General features: G+C 46.1%; 13 protein-coding genes. 9 read left to right on the forward strand and 4 right to left on the reverse strand.

Annotated features, from left to right (window positions below):
* Positions 1–45: 45 nt before the first annotated feature.
* Positions 46–2049, reverse strand: coding sequence for an exoribonuclease II (gene rnb, locus OH459_RS20475; protein ID WP_269988409.1), 2004 nt, complete (start codon positions 2047–2049; stop codon positions 46–48).
* 379 nt (positions 2050–2428) lie between these two features.
* Here rnb and OH459_RS20480 point away from each other — a divergent pair, with 379 nt between their 5' ends.
* Together OH459_RS20480 and OH459_RS20485 are read left to right on the forward strand one after the other, a co-directional pair.
* Positions 2429–4360: a DEAD/DEAH box helicase gene (locus tag OH459_RS20480; protein WP_009696353.1), complete on the forward strand. Its 1932-nt coding sequence runs from the start codon at positions 2429–2431 to the stop codon at positions 4358–4360.
* 362 nt (positions 4361–4722) lie between these two features.
* Entirely contained in the window at positions 4723–5916 is a 1194-nt protein-coding gene (locus OH459_RS20485; protein WP_009696351.1) for an acetate/propionate family kinase, read from the forward strand.
* A gap of 98 nt (positions 5917–6014) precedes the next feature.
* Here OH459_RS20485 and OH459_RS20490 read toward each other — a convergent pair whose 3' ends face one another.
* Positions 6015–6905 (reverse strand): LysR family transcriptional regulator, encoded by an 891-nt coding sequence (locus OH459_RS20490; RefSeq protein ID WP_005450182.1) that lies wholly within the window; start codon positions 6903–6905, stop codon positions 6015–6017.
* A 155-nt stretch (positions 6906–7060) separates the two neighbouring features.
* Between OH459_RS20490 and OH459_RS20495 the strand changes: the two genes are divergently transcribed.
* From OH459_RS20495 to OH459_RS20525, 7 genes are all read left to right on the forward strand, one after another.
* Positions 7061–7459, forward strand: a complete 399-nt coding sequence (locus tag OH459_RS20495) for a RidA family protein (RefSeq protein WP_009696349.1) — start codon at positions 7061–7063, stop codon at positions 7457–7459.
* An 85-nt stretch (positions 7460–7544) separates the two neighbouring features.
* On the forward strand, positions 7545–9005 hold the full coding sequence (locus OH459_RS20500) for an aldehyde dehydrogenase family protein (protein ID WP_269988412.1): 1461 nt from the start codon (positions 7545–7547) through the stop codon (positions 9003–9005).
* 67 nt (positions 9006–9072) lie between these two features.
* Positions 9073–10059: a membrane dipeptidase gene (locus OH459_RS20505; RefSeq protein ID WP_269988414.1), complete on the forward strand. Its 987-nt coding sequence runs from the start codon at positions 9073–9075 to the stop codon at positions 10057–10059.
* Positions 10060–10209: 150 nt separating this feature from the next.
* The gene (locus tag OH459_RS20510) at positions 10210–11778 is read left to right on the forward strand and encodes a BCCT family transporter (protein WP_370445504.1); all 1569 of its coding nucleotides are present in this window, start codon (positions 10210–10212) and stop codon (positions 11776–11778) included.
* Positions 11779–11890: 112 nt separating this feature from the next.
* Positions 11891–13630, forward strand: coding sequence for a hypothetical protein (locus tag OH459_RS20515; protein WP_269988418.1), 1740 nt, complete (start codon positions 11891–11893; stop codon positions 13628–13630).
* Entirely contained in the window at positions 13627–14358 is a 732-nt protein-coding gene (locus OH459_RS20520) for a DUF3726 domain-containing protein (protein ID WP_269988420.1), read from the forward strand. The genes OH459_RS20515 and OH459_RS20520 overlap by 4 nt, the downstream gene beginning before the upstream one ends.
* 134 nt (positions 14359–14492) lie before the next feature.
* Positions 14493–14885, forward strand: a complete 393-nt coding sequence (locus tag OH459_RS20525) for a nuclear transport factor 2 family protein (protein ID WP_017190898.1) — start codon at positions 14493–14495, stop codon at positions 14883–14885.
* 58 nt (positions 14886–14943) lie between these two features.
* On the opposite strand, the gene OH459_RS20530 is transcribed toward OH459_RS20525, so the two are convergent.
* Both OH459_RS20530 and OH459_RS20535 read right to left on the reverse strand, forming a co-directional pair.
* Positions 14944–15741, reverse strand: a complete 798-nt coding sequence (locus tag OH459_RS20530) for a glycine betaine ABC transporter substrate-binding protein (protein WP_269988423.1) — start codon at positions 15739–15741, stop codon at positions 14944–14946.
* Positions 15742–15933: 192 nt separating this feature from the next.
* Positions 15934–18168, reverse strand: coding sequence for a hypothetical protein (locus OH459_RS20535; RefSeq protein ID WP_269988425.1), 2235 nt, complete (start codon positions 18166–18168; stop codon positions 15934–15936).
* Positions 18169–18377 lie beyond the last annotated feature (209 nt).

Genomic DNA, 18377 nt, shown 5'->3' on the forward strand with positions numbered 1-18377 from the left:
TATAAAAAAGGCGCTCCATTGAGCGCCTTTAAACTTCAATCGGTATTATTCACTCACAGTTTCTTCTGTTTGTGGCGCTGGTTTATCAGCGAATACCTGGGTCGGCTTTGCAACGATGCTACGGTTCTCTTGGTTCACGTCTGCTAGAACGATTTCCAATGTATCACCTAACTTGTATACCACTTCTTTATCGATAGAAATGGTACCGTTGTCGCCGTTACACTCAATTCTTTCTTTATTATCAAGAATCAAGCTACCAGGAATAAAGGCTGCTGCGCCATTTTCGAGAAGTCGAACACGTGCTCCGGCACGATTAATATCGAAAATCTCACCTGTGAAACACGTTTGCTTGTTCGGCTCGTCTGCAAGAGTGCGTGCGTATAGCCAATCAGACACGTTTCGCTCGGCAATTTTGTGGTGTTTACGGTGTAGAGCTAGCTCTTCGCCCACTTCATCGTCTGGCTTTTGAACCGGTTCTTTGTTCAAAATCACAGCTTTCAGCATGCGGTGGTTGATCATGTCACCGTATTTACGAATTGGTGAAGTCCAAGTTGCGTAGATATCAAGACCCATTGCGTAGTGAGGAAGAGGTTGATTGCCCACTTCGCTGTACGTTTGGAACTTACGGATACGGTTATCTAGGTAAGAAGTCTCTTGCTTACCCAACCAACGGCGAAGCGCAGCGAAGCCTTCTAGTGTCGCGATAGATTCAGCAGTGAACTCTAGTGCGCCTTCTGGGTTTACCAGTTCAACTACTTCTTCAATCTTCTCCGCTTTGAAGCCTGCATGCGTATTGAATACACCCGTTTCGAACTTTTCACGTAGCGTACGACCCGCACAGATGTTTGCCGTGATCATAGATTCTTCAACTAGGCGGTTTGCGCTGCGACGCATGTCAGCATGGATTGCAACAACGTCGTTGTCTTCGCTTAGCTCGAAGCGGTAGTCAGGGCGATCTGGGAATACCACGGCATTCTTTTCACGCCATTCAGCACGAGCGCGAGAGAAGTCGAATAGGTCGCGTACGATAGTCGCGATCTCTTCCGACGGTTGCCATACGTCTGAACTGCCGTTTTCTAACCAGTCTGATACGTGATCGTAAGCTAGGCGAGCGTGTGATTTAATGTTCGCTGCAAAGAAGTTGATGTCATCACCAATCACGCCTTCTTTATTTACTGTCACTGTGCAGCAGATAGCAGGGCGGATTTCCCCTTCAATTAGAGAACATAGGTTGTCCGCTAGATCACGAGGTAGCATTGGGATGTTACGACCTGGTAAGTAGATAGTGTAGCCACGTTCACGCGCCACTTTATCCATATCATCTTCAGGTGTGATGTACGCTGTTGGGTCTGCGATTGCGATAGTCAGTTCGAAATCACCAGATTCTGTTTTCTTCGCGTAAAGTGCATCGTCCATATCTTTGGTTGATTCACCATCGATAGTTACGAAAGGAACGTGTGTCATGTCTACGCGTTCTAGATCGGCGTCGTCTTTCAGTTCCCAGTTCTCGATGCCTGCTGGCTCAGAGTTTGGTAGATCATTCTGAGCAAGCGTTACCCACCAAGGCGCGATCTTGTCGTTTGAATCGGTAATCTTCTCCGAAATTTCTACGAAGAAAGTGTTATCACCTTTAAGTGGGTGACGAATAAGATGCGCGACAACCCAGTCACCTTCAGCAAATTCGTCAGGTTTTAGACCTTTCTTTAGTTTTGCTTTAAGAGAAAGCTTTTTAAGCTGCGGGTGATCAGGAGCTACGTTTAGCTTGCCTTTGAACATTTTTACTCGACCAATAAAGCGAGTTACGGCTTGTTCTAGCAGTTCTTGTGGTTCTGCGACTTCACGTTCGTTTTCAGTGCGGATGATGGCAACGACTTTGTCGCCGTGCATGCACTTTTTCATGTACGCAGGTGGGATGAAGAAGCTGGTTTTACTGTCCACTTCCAGGAAGCCAAAGCCTTTATCGGTTGCTTTGATTGAGCCTTCTTTTTTAGGCAGGTTTTCTTGGATTTGCTGCTTAAGCTGAGCTAATAGCGGGTTATCTTGAAACATCTTTTCTTAACTTACCGTTGGAATTGGGCACACTATAATCATTGCGCACTATTATTACTACCTAAAGCACAGAAATTCGCTGTGAATTATTGATGAATTGAACAGCTTGTTGGTGCTTTTCTCTCCGGAGAATGGGGGGAGAGGTGGAAATTTATGCGAATAATACCATTAGTGAGAATAAATTGTGATGTAATTCAATTTTTTCTAGCTTTTTTTATGCATTTAAGGAATAATCCGCCTCCCTTAGTCGTCCCTAATGGCTTATCGCGGTTGTGTACTGTACTAGCTCCTGTCTGAACGGATTTAGTAATTGGATGGATCAGTATCGAATTGGAAGAGCATATGGGACTGTTTTTTTGTTTAATTAAGTAGGATCCCAATGCAAGATTCTGTTATTCAATTCAGCGATTTATCTCTGAATGATTCTATCCTTTCTGCTCTAGACGGAATGGGTTTCGTGTCACCAACTCCAATTCAGGCTGCGGCAATCCCACACCTGTTGGAAGGTGCTGACGCGCTGGGTAAAGCACAGACGGGTACAGGTAAAACGGCAGCATTCTCTCTGCCTCTTCTAAACAAGCTTGATCTTGACCAACGTAAACCACAAGCAATCGTACTTGCTCCAACACGTGAGCTAGCGATTCAGGTTGCGGCTGAGATGAAGAACCTTGGTAAAAACATCAAGGGTCTTAAAGTTTTAGAAATCTACGGTGGTGCATCTATCGTAGATCAAATGCGTGCACTTAAAAACGGTGCACACGTAGTAGTTGGTACTCCTGGTCGTGTACAAGACCTTATCAACCGTGAACGTCTGCATCTAGACGAAGTTAGCACTTTCGTACTTGATGAAGCGGACGAAATGCTAAACATGGGTTTCGTGGACGACGTAACTGCAATCATGGAGCACGCTCCGGAATCTGCACAGCGCGTTCTTTTCTCAGCAACTATGCCTCCAATGCTTAAAAACATTGTTGAGCGTTTCCTACGTGATCCTGTAACTATCGACGTTGCTGGTAAAAACCACACTGTAGACAAAGTTCAACAACAGTTCTGGGTAGTGAAGGGTGTAGAGAAAGATGAAGCTATGTCTCGTCTTCTTGAAACTGAAGAAACTGACGCGTCAATCGTATTCGTACGTACTCGTCAAGACACTGAGCGTCTAGCTGATTGGCTATCTGCACGTGGCTTTAAAGCTGCTGCACTACACGGTGATATTCCTCAGTCTCTACGTGAACGTACTGTTGATCACATCAAACAAGGTGTTATCGATATCCTAGTTGCAACTGACGTTGTTGCACGTGGTCTTGATGTTCCACGTATTACTCACGTATTTAACTACGACATCCCATTCGATGTTGAGTCTTACATCCACCGCATCGGTCGTACTGGTCGTGCTGGACGTAAAGGTAAAGCGATCCTTCTAGTTCGCACTAACCAAATCCGTATGCTTCGCACTATCGAGCGCGTAACTAAGTCATCTATGGAAGAAATCCAACTTCCTCTACGTGACCAAGTTGCAGAAGCTCGTCTAAACAAGCTAGCGGCTGAACTGGAAGCAGAGAAAGAGCACAAAGCTCTAGACAAGTTCGCAGAGCTTGTTGAGAAGCTACAAACTTCTCTAGAAATCGACCCAACAATGCTTGCTGCAATGCTTCTTAAGCGTCAGCAAGGTAAACGCCCGCTATTCTACATTGGCGAAGACCCAATGATTGAAGCGATTGAGCGTGACAAGCAACGTCGTAAAGAGCGCCGTGAAGGTGGTCGTGACGGTGGTCGCAACTTCAACAACCAAGACTGGGATACTTACCAGCTTCAAGTTGGTCGCGAGCAAGGCGTTCAAGTTAAAGACATCGTTGGTGCTCTTGCAAACGAACTAGGTCTAGGTAAAGGCTCTATCGGTGCAATCAAGCTAGCACAAGGTCACACATTCGTTCAGCTACCTAAAGCAATGACTTCAGATGCTGCGAACAAGCTAAGCAAGCTACGTATCCGTCAACAAGATGTTGGTGCTGTAGTATGTGACTTCGATGACTTCCGTGAGTCTCGTGGTGGTCGCCGTGACGGTGGTCGTCGCGATGGCGGTCGTCGTGATGGCGGCGGTTACCGTGGCAACCGTGATGGCAACCGCGAAGGTGGTCGTCGTGAAGGCGGTCGTCGCGAAGGTGGCTTCCGTGGTAACCGTGACGGCAACCGCGATGGTAACCGTGAAGGTGGCGAACGTCGTTTCGATCGTAACCGTGGTGGTGACCACCGTGGTGCACACCGTGGTGAACGTGGTCACGGCCGTGGTCGTCGCTCACAAGAAGCATAATACCTGCACACTATTGCATTAAAAAATAGTTGAATTTGAAAGCCGAGCAGTTAGCTCGGCTTTTTTGTCCCTGCTCATCCATACCCAATTCATTCAAAAAAATTCGTAATATTTTTGCTTTATTCTTCATTTATTGACGTTTTTAAGTGTCTGGTTCCACTTTAGTTGAATGAGTCGATATATTTCATGGTTCAAATAAATTTTAAACTTGCGGTAGATCAATAAAATTTACGCAAACGAACAACTAACTCTAAAAGATAGTTGAAAGATTAAAAAATTATTGAATAATAGAAGGCACAAACAAGAAGTACGCAGCGCGGAAGCGCAATTACAACCTCTGCTCCACAACAGGAAACTATTTCATGTCTAATTCGTTTGTACTGGTGATCAACTCTGGTAGCTCATCACTAAAATTTGCAGTAATCGACTCTCAATCTGGCGATGCTGTGCTAAGTGGTCTGGGCGAATGCTTTGGTCTATCAGACGCTCGTATGAGCTGGAAATTCAACGGTGAGAAATTTGAGTACGCTATTCAAGGCGATGAGAATCACCATCAACTTGCAGTAGCAAAACTAGTTGAGTTAGTAAAAGAGTACAAATTAATTGAAGATGTTGTTGCTGTTGGTCACCGAGTGGTTCACGGCGGTGAGAAGTTTACCAAAACAGTCCGTTTAGATGAGTCTGTTATTGCAGACGTAGAAGCGCTAAGTGATTTGGCTCCTCTACATAACCTTGCTCATGCGATTGGTATGCGTGCTTCAATGGCGGCATTCCCTGAGCTACCTCAGTTTGCTGTGTTTGATACTGCTTTCCACCAAACAATGCCTGCAAAAGCTTACACTGGTGCAATTGCGAAAGAGCTTTACTCAGACTTCGGCATCCGTCGTTACGGCTTCCACGGCACTAGCCACTACTTTGTAAGTCGCGAAGCTGCGAAGATGATTAACAAGCCGGTTGAAGAATCGAGCTTCATCTCTGTTCACCTTGGTAACGGTGCTTCTGTTTGTGCAATCAACAACGGCGAATCTGTAGATACGTCTATGGGCTTCACGCCACTGTCTGGTCTAATGATGGGTACACGTTGTGGTGACCTTGACCCAGGCATCATTGAGTACCTACTGAAGAAAGGTTGGTCTCAAGAGAAAGTGTTCAACTCATTGAACAAAGCTTCTGGCTTCTTAGGTGTTTCTGGTCTAACAAGCGATGCACGCGGTATTTTGGAAGCGATGGAAGAAGGTCACGAAGGCGCTGCTCTAGCATTCCAAGTATTCACATACCGTGTGTCTAAATACATCGCGTCTTACCTTGCTGCTCTTGATTCATTCGACGGCATCATCTTCACTGGCGGTATTGGCGAAAACTCTATGCCAATTCGTCGCGAAATCCTAAACAACCTAAAACTTCTAGGTTTTGTTGAAGATGTGAAAGGTAATGAAGATGCACGATTTGGTAACGCAGGTGTTGTTGCTACATCTGAGTTACTTGGTGCGAAAGCGCTAGTTATTCCTACCAATGAAGAGTGGGTTATCGCTCAACAGTCGGTGGAACTGCTGTAAAACGGCAAAAATTTTGGGAACTAAGTCAAAGCCCTTTCCGGTTGGAAAGGGCTTTTTTTCGTCTTGGAGAGAGGCGAGTAACGATTTTATCGATACTGTTACTCCTCATTCCCTTGGTAGTTTAAGTATTGAATGCACAGCTCATGGAAAGCTTTAGCTTGAGGCGATATTGTTCGGTCCGTTAAGGTAAAGATTCCCACCTGCCTTTTCAAAGGTGGATCAATAAGCGGAATCCAAACTAATCGAGTTTCATTGGTTGGGAACGCTAACTTTGGCAAGGTGGTGACACCAATACCGAGCTCAAGGACTGAGAACAAAGACGTAATGTTCTCCACGGAATACAAAGCTTGCTCACTTAGCGCGCGTGCAGGAGTGGGATCGAGTAGGGTACAAGTCCCGTTTCGAATAAAAGGTTGTTCCAACAGCGTTTGCCACTCGATTCCTTCTGGATGCTGAGCAATAGGGTTATCCTTCAAACACACCACGCCAATGGGGTCAGAGATTAACGGAGTAAACTCGATACCGCCTTCGTCCAAGTGCGATGGGTTACCCAACGCTAAATCCACTTCGCCTGATAACAAACGCGCTTCGACGCCAGCGGCGTTATCATCAATTAGGCTGACTTCTACATTCGGGTATCGTTCACAGAATGCGCCGAGCACACTGGGAATCAGCTTGGCAGCAACAGAAGGAACGCTGGCGATGCGTACCCGCCCTTGCTGCCCTGCGGCGGCGGCTTTCAAGTCATTATCCAGTGCGTTATAGATGTTGAGAAACTGAATGATCTTAGGCAGGCAGATCTCGCCGAAAGGTGTGAGTTTGGATTTATTTCCAGATTCAAATAGGCTCTGACCAAGTATCTTTTCTAGTTCTTTTATGGATGTCGACAGTGCTGCTTGAGAGCGATTTGCTCTATGTGAAGCGGCTCGAAAGCCACCTTCCTCGACCACCATCACAAAATGCTTTAATTGTTGAAGCTTGATACTCACGGCGAAACCTCTGCAATCCCTTTATTTACCTTAGTTTTAATAAGGTGATAGATTTTTCTTATCAAATGTAAAAAATTTACCGTTCGATTTATCGCCTGTCAATGTGCAGTATTTAACTATCTTGAAACAAGGTTGTTACAAAGGTTGAAAGGCACGTGAATACTTCTACGAAAAAATACCCAGTCAAAACTGCATTGTTTGCCTCTAAAGCGCCGCTTGAATGGGCAATTGTTAACAATGGTACTTTATACACCGCGCAAATCCCGATTGATGATACTGGTGCTGTCGTGGAAGGCGGTATCGAAGCGCAAACTCGTCAAACCTTTAATAATCTCGTTCACACGCTGGAGTGTGCAGGGGAGTCTTTAGATTCTGTTCTGCAAGTGCTGATTTATGTGACGGATCGTGAGTACTTAAAAACGGTTAACCAAGTCTACGCTGAGTATTTTGACGCGCCTTACCCTAATCGTGCCGCTATGGTTGTGGCAGGACTAGCGCGTGAAGAGATGCTGGTGGAGTTTGTGGTGTACGCATCAGCGAGTCAACCAGAGTAAAGAATAATAATCAAAGCCTCATCACCGGGCTTTGTCAGTGAGCTGGTGGCGATCACCAGACGTCAGGAAGAATAAGGACAGAGCAATGACTTTTATCAATAATGTTCAAGCAGAGAAATCTCTCTACATTGCAGGCGAATGGCAATCTGGTATTAATACGGTTGCGAACATTAACCCTTCAGACATCAGTGAGAGTTTAGGCGATTTTGCTCAGGCGAGTGAAGGTCAAGTAGAACAAGCCATTCAAGCCGCGAAAGTTGCGCAGCCAGAGTGGGAAAAAACGCCGATTGAGCGCAAACAAGCGGTTTTGCAGGCGATTGGTGATGAACTAATTGCTCGTTGTGATGAGCTTGGTAAGCTGCTTTCACGTGAAGAAGGCAAACCTTTTGCTGAAGGTCGCGGTGAAATCTACCGTGCTGGTCAATTCTTCCAATATTTCGCGGCGGAAGTGCTGCGTCAAATTGGCGATAACGCAGCTTCTGTCCGTCCAGGCGTTTCCGTAGAGGTCACTCGTGAAGCCGTCGGCGTTATCGCCATTATCTCTCCTTGGAATTTCCCAACCGCAACGGCTGCATGGAAAATCGCACCAGCGCTTGCTTTCGGCAACAGCGTTGTGTGGAAGCCCGCTAACCTAACGCCTGCTAGTGCAGTTGCACTGACAGAGATTATCCATCGTCAAGGCTTACCAGCAGGCACGTTCAACCTTGTGTTGGGCAGCGGCTCGCAAGTGGGTAACTCGCTTATCAACTCGAAAGATGTAAATGGTGTGAGCTTTACTGGCTCTGTGGATACCGGACGTAAAGTAGCGGCAGCAACGGCACCGAATTTTGTGCGCTGTCAGTTAGAGATGGGCAGTAAGAACGCACTTGTGGTTGCTGATGATGCAGACATTCAAATCGCCGTTGAAGCGACCATTGCAGGCTCTTTCTCTGGCGCAGGCCAGAAGTGTACCGCGTCTTCTCGCTTAGTCGTCATGGATGGCATTCACGATGCCTACGTGGAAGCACTGATCAAACGAATGAGCGAGCTTAAAGTCGGTCACGCTTTAGAAGAAGGCGTTTTCATGGGACCTGTTGTGGATGGAAACCAATTGAATGCGAACTTCGAATGGATTGAGAAAGCACGTCAAAGTGGTGCGGAATTAGCATTCGGAGGCGAGCGCTTGAGCTTAGAGCATGACGGTTTCTACATGTCGCCAACTCTTTTCCTCAATACGCAAAACAGTTGGGAAGTGAACCAAGAAGAAGTGTTTGCGCCAATGGCAAGCGTGATTCGAGTTTCTGACTTGGACGAAGCCATTGCTGTAGCAAACGATACTCGCTTTGGCTTGACGGGCGGCATCATCACGCAAAGCCTCCGTAATAGCGCCATCTTCAAACAACAAGCTCAAACTGGTTGTGTCATGGTCAACCTACCAACCGCAGGAACGGATTATCACGTGCCGTTTGGTGGTCGTAAAGAGTCGAGCTTTGGTCCACGCGAGCAAGGTCAATACGCAAAAGAATTCTACACCGTGGTGAAAACCGCTTATCAACGTCCTTATTAAGTGAAATAGGGCAGCCGAGCATTCCGCTGCCCAACCTTAAAGGCTTATTAACGTTTAAGGAGTGGTTATGTACCAACAACGGATTGTGATTGATGGATTGCAGTACTGCAATTGGGATCGAGAATACTTCCAAACGCTGAAGGCGAGCGGTATTACGGCTGTGCATGCGACGATTGTTTATCATGAGAATGCACGCGAGACCTTAACTCGCTTTGCCGAATGGAACCTGAGATTCGAACAAAATGCAGACCTGATTATGCCTATTTACTCGATGGCTGACGTCGAGAAAGCAAAGGCAGAGGGTAAGGTTGGCGTCTTTTTTGGTGCGCAGAATTGCTCTCCAATTGACGATGAAATCGGCTTAATAGAAGTCATGCGCCGTCAAGGTTTGCTGATTATGCAGTTGACCTATAACAACCAAAGCTTGCTGGCGACAGGATGCTATGAGCAGAACGACTCTGGTGTCACGCGTTTTGGTAAACAAGCCATCGAAGAGATGAATCGTGTCGGGATGATCATCGATATGTCCCACAGTGCTGAGCGCTCAACGCTGGAAGCGATTGACCTTTCTTCACGTCCCATTTGTATTAGTCACGCGAACCCAACGTTTGCTCATGATGCTCTGCGCAACAAATCGAACAACGTCATTAAAGCGCTCACCGAACGTGGCGGCTTGATTGGCTTTAGTCTTTACCCATTCCATCTTCCCAACGGAAGCCAATGCACGCTAGAAGATTTCTGCCAAATGGTCGCGAAAACTGCCGATCAGTTCGGTGTGGATCACTTAGGCATCGGCAGTGATCTTTGTTTAAACCAACCACAGCAAGTGCTTGAGTGGATGCGCAACGGTCGTTGGTCCAAAGCAATGGACTATGGTGAAGGCTCCGCCAGTAATGCGGGGTGGCCTGACGCTTTGCCTTGGTTTAGTGGCAGTAAAGGGATGGAGAACATTTACAACGGCTTAATGTGTCATGGATTCAGTGAATCCGAGGTAGGAAAAATCCTGGGTGAGAACTGGTTTAACTTCCTTAAAGAAGGGCTGGAGGCGAGCTAGGTCGTAACCCGAATAAACATGGAATAGCTCGCTCAAAAAATAATAACAAGGCGAGTGTTAAAGTCACTTTTTGTAGCCGTTATGGCAGCTGCAATAAACCTCTGGAGTCAGAGTATGTCTGATCTAACCAATAGCATGAAAGCTTCAACGATGAGCGTGTCATCAAAGAAGCAACAAGCAAAACACAACGACACTTCAGCAACGGAAAATTCACCGGATAAGTTAGGGTTAAGTAACCCGGCACTTTGGTATAGCGGTGGCTTTATTGCCTTGTTCGTAGCTATCGCGCTTTACGATGGAGAGTTGCTATCAACGTTAGTTAATACGGGATTTGCGTGGTCAGTAAAAGTCTTCGGTCCGTACTGGCAGATACTGCTTCTTCTCACTTTTCTTATTGGTCTTGGCTTGGCTGCAGGGCGAACAGGCAAGGTGATTTTAGGCGGAACAACGAAGCCTGAAATGGATGGTTTTCGTTGGATGGCAATCATCTTCTGTACGCTTTTAGCTGGCGGCGGCGTATTTTGGGCGGCGGCAGAGCCTATCGCGCACTACGTGAGTCCTCCACCTTTGTATGGTCCGCAAGACAATCCTCAGCAAGGTGCCATTAATGCGTTGTCACAGTCGTTTATGCACTGGGGTTTTCTCGCGTGGGCTATTGTTGGCAGCTTAACGTCTATCGTGGTCATGCATTTACACTACGATAAAGGACTGCCGTTAAAACCTCGTATCTTGCTTTATCCAGTGCTGGGTGAGCGAGCGCTAAAAGGTCAAACGGGTGCGCTGATTGACGCATGTTGCATCATCGCCGTAGCGGCTGGAACCATTGGACCGATTGGGTTCCTAGGTTTACAGGTTAGCTACGCGTTAAATGCACTGTTTGATATCCCTGATGGCTTTACCACACAGTTGATCATCATCTTATTTGCGATTGTGTTGTACACCGTATCAGCTTTAAGTGGCTTAAACCGCGGCATGCAAATGCTGAGCCGATACAACGTGATTCTCGCGTTGGTGTTGATGGTTTATATCCTTCTATTTGGTCCAACAGATTTTATCTTCAATGGTTATATTCAAGGCGTGGGTACCATGCTGGATAACTTTATCCCAATGGCAACTTACCGTGGTGATGAAGGTTGGTTGAGCTGGTGGACAGTATTCTTCTGGGGCTGGTTCTTGGGCTACGGACCGATGATGGCAATCTTCATTGCACGTATCTCTCGTGGTCGCAGTATTCGTCAAATTATCTCGACGATCAGCATTGTTGCTCCGCTTACTACATGTTTTTGGTTCACCATTGTTGGTGGTTCTGGCTTAGCGTTTGAAATTGCGAACCCGGGCAGTGTGAGTGCAGCATTTGAAGGCTTCAATTTACCGGGCGCGTTACTCGCAGTTACTCAACAACTGCCAATGCCGCTACTTGTTTCAATCTTGTTCTTGATTTTGACCACGATCTTCATCGTCACTACCGGTGACTCAATGACGTACACCATCAGTGTTGTGATCAGTGGTGAGACAGAACCAAATGCGATTATTCGTACTTTCTGGGGAGTGGCTATGGGTATCACGGCGTTGATTCTCATCTCACTTGGCTCTGGTGGTATATCAGCCCTGCAATCCTTCATCGTGATTACAGCCGTTCCAGTGTCATTAATTCTGTTACCGTCACTTTGGAATGCACCGCAGATCGCTATGAAGATGGCAAAAGAGCAAGGGCTATAACAACGGTTATAACAAAAAGATCAAACCCAATAACGTGGCGCTTGTGTGGGTGAATCCTCCCCACACCCGCACAAGCCCTTATTCTTACAATAAAAAATAAGTGGTGAGCAAAATGGATGCACATCGTTCTACTTACACTGAAACAACACTTCGCAACGCTGCAATTGTGATGGCACCAGACAGGCTAGGGGCTATGCACCAAAATCGAATCAGCTTTGTGCGAAGTTTGATCCGAAAAATGGCGAGTCAGGAATGGCAAGTGAGCAAACATGAGTGGCAACTGTGTCCACGCGGTTTTGGTCATGTGATTTACAAATTAGCGACGCCGGAACATATTTATCACTTGGTTGTTTTTTGCGATGAAATTGCTGATAAAGAGCGTAACGACCGAGTCATTGCTGAAAAATGGGACGTAACCTTTGCGCTGGTCAAAGGTGAAGTTAATGTTGAGTTGTTAGAGCAACTTCGAGCCAATGTGCCTTTGCAAGAAGCGGGGCGCAATCCAAACAACGTGCTTGTTCTTGCTCGTGCGAATAAGAGTGTTCGTGTGTTTGAACACATTGTGAATGCGCTTTCTAAAGGTGAGCAGCCAGAGCCTTCGGAACTGGCAGAAGTGGGTTACATCCTAAGAACCACCGCCGTTTATGGTAACGGTAAATTTGGTATTGCCGATTTTAAACTGCTGGAGAATAACCCTGATTTCAACCAGTCGTTCAGTGCACAGATGTGTGCCGTTTATATGCTGCGTGAATTCAGTTTAGATTGGGTTCATTACCTTGCTGCGAAAAAAGGCGGAGATAATGCAGTTGCACTTCACAAAGGTCTGCAGCGCTATCTCGGTGTAGGGAACGCAACTGGCTTGGGTATGGCGCCATATTTAATCAACCATCCATGTATTGTCGACCAATGGATGACATCACGTGAGCGTGCTATTGCCAATGTGCTTGCCATGCCATGTGAATCTACCGAGTTAGAGCTGCCGTTAAAAGCCCTGCTTAAAAAAGCACAGCGACACTTAGAGCAAGTGATAACAATCAATGAACATCAAGATCAGCTTAATCATCAAGCGATTGCGGATCTCCAAGCGCTACAAATTAACTTAAATGCTTTGATGACAGAGCACTCAAATTGGGCAAGCTTGATCAAACAAACCACAACCATGAGTTTGGAAGCCCAAGAAATCCTAACTTCATGTTTGATCGAGCTTTACCCATCTTTGGTTGATGAATTTGAAAACCAAATGAACACCGATGAGTCACTCTCTATTCCTGGTGGAAAAAGCGTTCAAGATGTTTCGCAAATACTAGAGAGCAAATACCGTTGGTCAATCGATGCCGACTACACGTTACCAGAGAACAACTATTGGTTCTGGTATCGCTCACAAGACAAAGAAGAACCGAGACTAGGCATTCGTGGGGAAGAAATCGGTGAAGAACGTGAGTTGCCACTCGATATAGGGCGACAAGTAAACCGCCTCTACCATGCGCTGCAAACGTGCCACCCAGAAACATCGTTGGCGGAGTTCTTACTGCAGCATCCGCAGTATCGTGCAATCACTCGTCGTGTATGGACGCTCGGCAATCGAGAAATGGGCGATATCCAGATGAATGTACTACGTGAAGACGCACTGCCGATGCATCTACTACGCTGTAAGTTAGCAATCTTTGGTGCGACTAAGTTTGATCCGCGTTCAGACCGATGGGTGCGCGTGACCTTTTTCCAAGGCGCACCATTGCTTGATGAGATTCAGGACCCGCGTTTCAGCGATACGTGGATTTTCCCAACCATGCCAGAGCATGAAGAAATCGCGCAAAGCGACAATCAAAAAATCAGTGGAGGTTTTGCATTATGATCGTCTCGCATAACGAGCTGGTAGCAGCAGTAAACAAAGCTTTTCTTGGTATGCGCCGTCATTGCGGTGAAGCCGATGTGATTGCCAATATGGTTGCGGATCTGCAAATGGTGGGTTTGCACGGCGTGCGTCACTTCAACAACGCCAGCCTGTTTCTCAACTTAGATTCAGATTGCGCGGTCACTATTGCGAGTAACACCGACTCTCATATCGAAGTCGAGTTACACAATGGCAGTATCGCCTGTCATTTACCGGCGGTGTTGGATTTTGCGCTTGAGAAAATGGTCAACAGCAAGAGCGTCACCATCACACTCAAACAATGCCACAATCGTTGGTTAGCGTTTAGTGAGCTAGTTAGGCTATCTGCCAAAGGCATTGCGTGCCGTGCTCAGTGGGTTAATGGCACTAGCCCAAAGCGAACCTTGTATGTGTTAAACCGTGGGCGGATTGCACCAGAGGTATTCTTTTCTGATCAGATTGAAGACAACAGTACCGATTATCACAGTATGACGATAGAGCTTGCCGTAACGGATTTTGATATCGAAGCAAGTTCACAAGGTTACGCAATTCATATTGATGGAGATGAACTGAATCGTGCACAGAAAACGTCGTGGGAAGAGGGTATCTTTGTTGAAGACGCAGAATGGGAAGCTCTTAAACAAACTGCCACAGTCTTCCTTGTTGAGAACAGTGAACGCTCGGTACAAGGCGCGGGCGAGTTAGTGTAGCGCAACCAAAACGGCATCATTGGGAATAGACAGAGAGGTAGCTGAATGCTGCCTCTTTTCGTTTAAGAATAAAGCAGGATTATGATTCTCAACTACGCTAATGACAGGTTGTTTGCATGACGAAGGAGAATCAAATGAGCACCATGCAAATCGATATAGAAGAGAATAAGCGCAATGCCATAGCTTTCTATGAGATGGCGTATCGAGGAGAACCGAGAAAAGCGGTCGAGCTGTACGTGGGGGATGAATACATTCAGCACAATCCGTTAGTGGGTAACGGTACCGAGCCATTTATCGCATATTTCGAAAGAATGCAGGAAGAGTATCCCAACAAAGATATTACGTTTGTTCGCGCAGTTGCAGAGGGGAATTTGGTGGCACTGCATACTCATCAGACGTGGCCTGATGATGTGGAATACGTGACGATGGATTTCTTCCGCTTTGATCTAAACGGTAAGATTGTCGAGCATTGGGATGCGTTGCAGGAAATACCGAAAGAGACAGCAAACGGGAATACCATGTACTAGCGCACCGAGCCTTGCCATACGCGTTAAGCACGGCAAGGCACTGAGATTGTAATTAAGTCTATTGCGCTTGGTTATCCAACCACTCACGTGTCACCGTGTCTAAATCTCGTCCTTCACGACAGATTTTGTAATCCAATTCCGCAATGATATCGTTTGAGAAACGGAGCGTGTCCAATCTATTCAACTCATCTTGAGTAAATTTATCTGATTTTTCTTGGCGCAATAGCAATACCGCTTTATCGACAATACCCAGCAAACCTTTTGGTTCTGCGATTTCTCGAATTGCGTACTTATAGTGAAGAAATTGAGGCTTCCAAAGCGGCACGATAACCCATTGTTTGTTCTCTACCGCCTTCTCAAATGCGGTAAAGCAATCTTCTTCCGTCCCTGTGTGGAAATGGTAGCCTGCTTGGGTTAGTGCGTATTCGTCCATCATCTTGATCGAAAAGCGCGTAATGCCTGCGCCAGGGTTGATGCCTTGAATATCGGATTTCATTTTCGCTACAACTTCAGGTTTAGTCAGGTCGCTCACTTCTGATACGAGTGCTTCTGGAACGTAATCTGGCACACCCCAAAGTGCGTAAGGTTCGTAGTGTAAGCCGAGCTCCAGTAGGGGTTGTACTTCTTCTACCGATGCTTTGTAAATGCCGTGACTTGATGGTAACCAAGCCGAAGAAAGCATGTCGATTTCACCAGATTTGAGCTTTGAGAAGTTCTCTTCATGGGGTGAATAAATACGCTCGACCTTAAAACCCATATCATTGAGTATATGGCTGACAAGAGAAGCAGTGACACGATGAAATGAGAGGTTAGTGACACCGAGTTTTATAGCTTTTGACGTGTTAGTTTGAGTCATACTGAATTCCTTATTTTTATTCGTGCGAAGTTGAGTCGTGCACTGTGTTTTCGAAGTGATAGTAGGCTCAAGATAGGAAGGGATAAATAGCGAACGCTTTGAGTCACTGTCAAAAATGATTTGATAATCAAGTGCGATAATTACATGAAGGATGTTGAGCAAGGTTGCGGGAAAGGGGGCTTAAGTCGCGGATCAATACAGTAAGAACAGTCCTTCGTATCCACCAATATGAATGTCGGAAACATAGTCTCCAACATTGCCATCCTTGTCGACAGGTCGCATTGGTTTGTCTAGCGTGATGGTGATTTTGGGCGCAGTAAAATAGTCCGCGCTTTTGCCAAAAAAATCTGTGCGATATAACACGCGCCCTTTGCTAAATTCTCTTGCTAACACCATCTCAATGGGACCATCAGAAACTACGGACTCCTCTGAGCGAAAGGCAAAATAGGTATATGTCGGTAGGACGTGAGCAAGACCATCGGGCAGATCTGCGTGCACCACTTCATTCATGGAAGAGTCACCAACTACGGTGTAATCAGCGGCTGAAGGAGTGCTGGTGGACATCATCAAAGGTATTGCTGTAAAGCCTTCTGGGATTTGATTTACTGGTTCGCCCAGATCAACGTCAAGTAATGCACTTGGTTGATAAGCGATGTTTTTGGGTACTCCGGCTTTCCAGAAGTTGTCGACAGTGGTGTTGTTGCTGCCGTACAGATAACCGCTGTTCCATTGATTAAAATAGCTGTATCCCGAGTGGTGATTTAAGTAGAACGCTGCTAGTGCAGAGTATTGATCCTGCTTCCAATTGTCTTCAGTGTTACCGAAGTACTGAACTCGACCATAACGTGTTGTTGCTTGGTAAATCACTTTCTGACCTACTTTGGCGAGAGCGGCGTTATCCCAGAATTTAGCCAAACCTGCATAGCCACTAAAGCCAGTAGAAGGGAATAGATAGTGCTCCCGTAAGTACAGGGAACCTGCTTTAACTAAATGACTCTGTCCATTGCGACCATATAAGTTTGCCGTGCCTATGTTGAGACCAATTAGCGCATCCGGGTCCAGCGTTGCCAGTTTGTTTAAGAATGCCGAAAACTGAGCTTTGTACGCATCATCAGCGGCTTGGCTTCCTGCAACCAAACCAAGTTCATCTACCATACCACCGGAATAGATGTAGAACTGATTTGCACCAAGCAGTTTGTTTGTATCGTCATTGTATGCACCGTTTAAGCCTTGTTTCGTCCATTCTGCTTGGTAATAGTGGTGAACTGCGTTGGCAAAGTTGGGATTGCCGAGATTGGTTAATGCCCACGAGGAGGTTTGGTTCCACATTCGCCCAAATGGAATGACTCGAGACTCCCAACGGAAACGAGCGGTCGCATTTTTGTTTGAGCGGCTTTTATATTCATTCCAAGAGAGATAATTGTCTTGGTTAAGATCCGCAGATTTATCAAAGCCACGAATTTTGCGCCAACGTTGAATCGTTTTTCCGTCAGGTGTTGCTGTTGGTTCATTCGTCAACTTAACGGTTGGAAAACTGTTCTTGAGCTTCACTTCTTTTAGGTGAGGGCGATTCTCAATATTGTCACCATGCCAAGTCACTCTCGCAACATACAAGCGACCACCATCTCGCAAGAAGGTCGAACCAAAGTACTGACCGCCGCCATAGGTTTGTCCACTGCCATCGTGCGTTGTGGCACGAACCCAATCTGATGGAACAGACCAGTTTACAGTCTGGTTTTTGGTCATGCTCTCGGTTTTGTCTCTCTTAATATCGAAGCTTGTCCATTCCGTTACCTGACCGAACGAATCGACAGAAGAAGGGTATTCAATGGTGAAGCTGCCACCTTGAGCAAATTGGGTGAACTTAAAAGCTAAGCGGTCGAACTTCTCTGAGTGATAAACATAGAGCGCCCCGCCATTATGAGCTTGACCGAATACGTCAGCGTTCCATGGCGGTGATTGATATAGCCAAAAACCGGCGTGGTCGGCGCTAGCGGTATAGCCAACGATCATCGGTTTTCGATTAAGCAGGGTATTTTCGCCATGAGTTTTGTCAACCTCGGCGATGATGGTGTCTTCGGCAAAATGGAGAAAGTAATCCTCGTAATCAATCCCATTCAGCTCTGCCTCGTTGCGAATATCGTTTTCTACCCAACCTGTATTGAGTTCAAGTTTTTGGCTGTACATGTAGCCAATGGCTTTGACGCGCTCGTTATCGGCTTTGTTTGGATACGTTCCAAAAACAACATCGGCATTCTCTAGCTCCCATTCAATAGCAGCAGCGGCTGAGATTGGGGTATCTTGCATATCAACGCCTTGTTCATGTAACCCTGGTAGAATGATCGCTGTCGCTGCCCATGTCATAGGCGCAGAAAGTAAGCTCAGAGCGCCCAAAGCTGAGAGCATAAAATGCATTGGCTTCATCATTGAGTTGTCCCAATCAAAAATGTTGATTACTCAAATTGCGAATCAAATTAAGAAGAAGTATTAGCGATAGGTATGACCAATTCAAGGAAGGGTGAGTGTGTCTTTTGGTTTATCACTTTTATATCGAATCAATAGTTGTCGCTATTCAGTAATTTATAAAATTAATATTTACTGTCTCAAAAATGAAACTTGAAGAATAAAAGTTTCGA

The organism is Vibrio sp. MM46, assembly GCF_027587135.1.
Taxonomy (GTDB): Bacteria; Pseudomonadota; Gammaproteobacteria; order Enterobacterales; family Vibrionaceae; genus Vibrio; species Vibrio harveyi.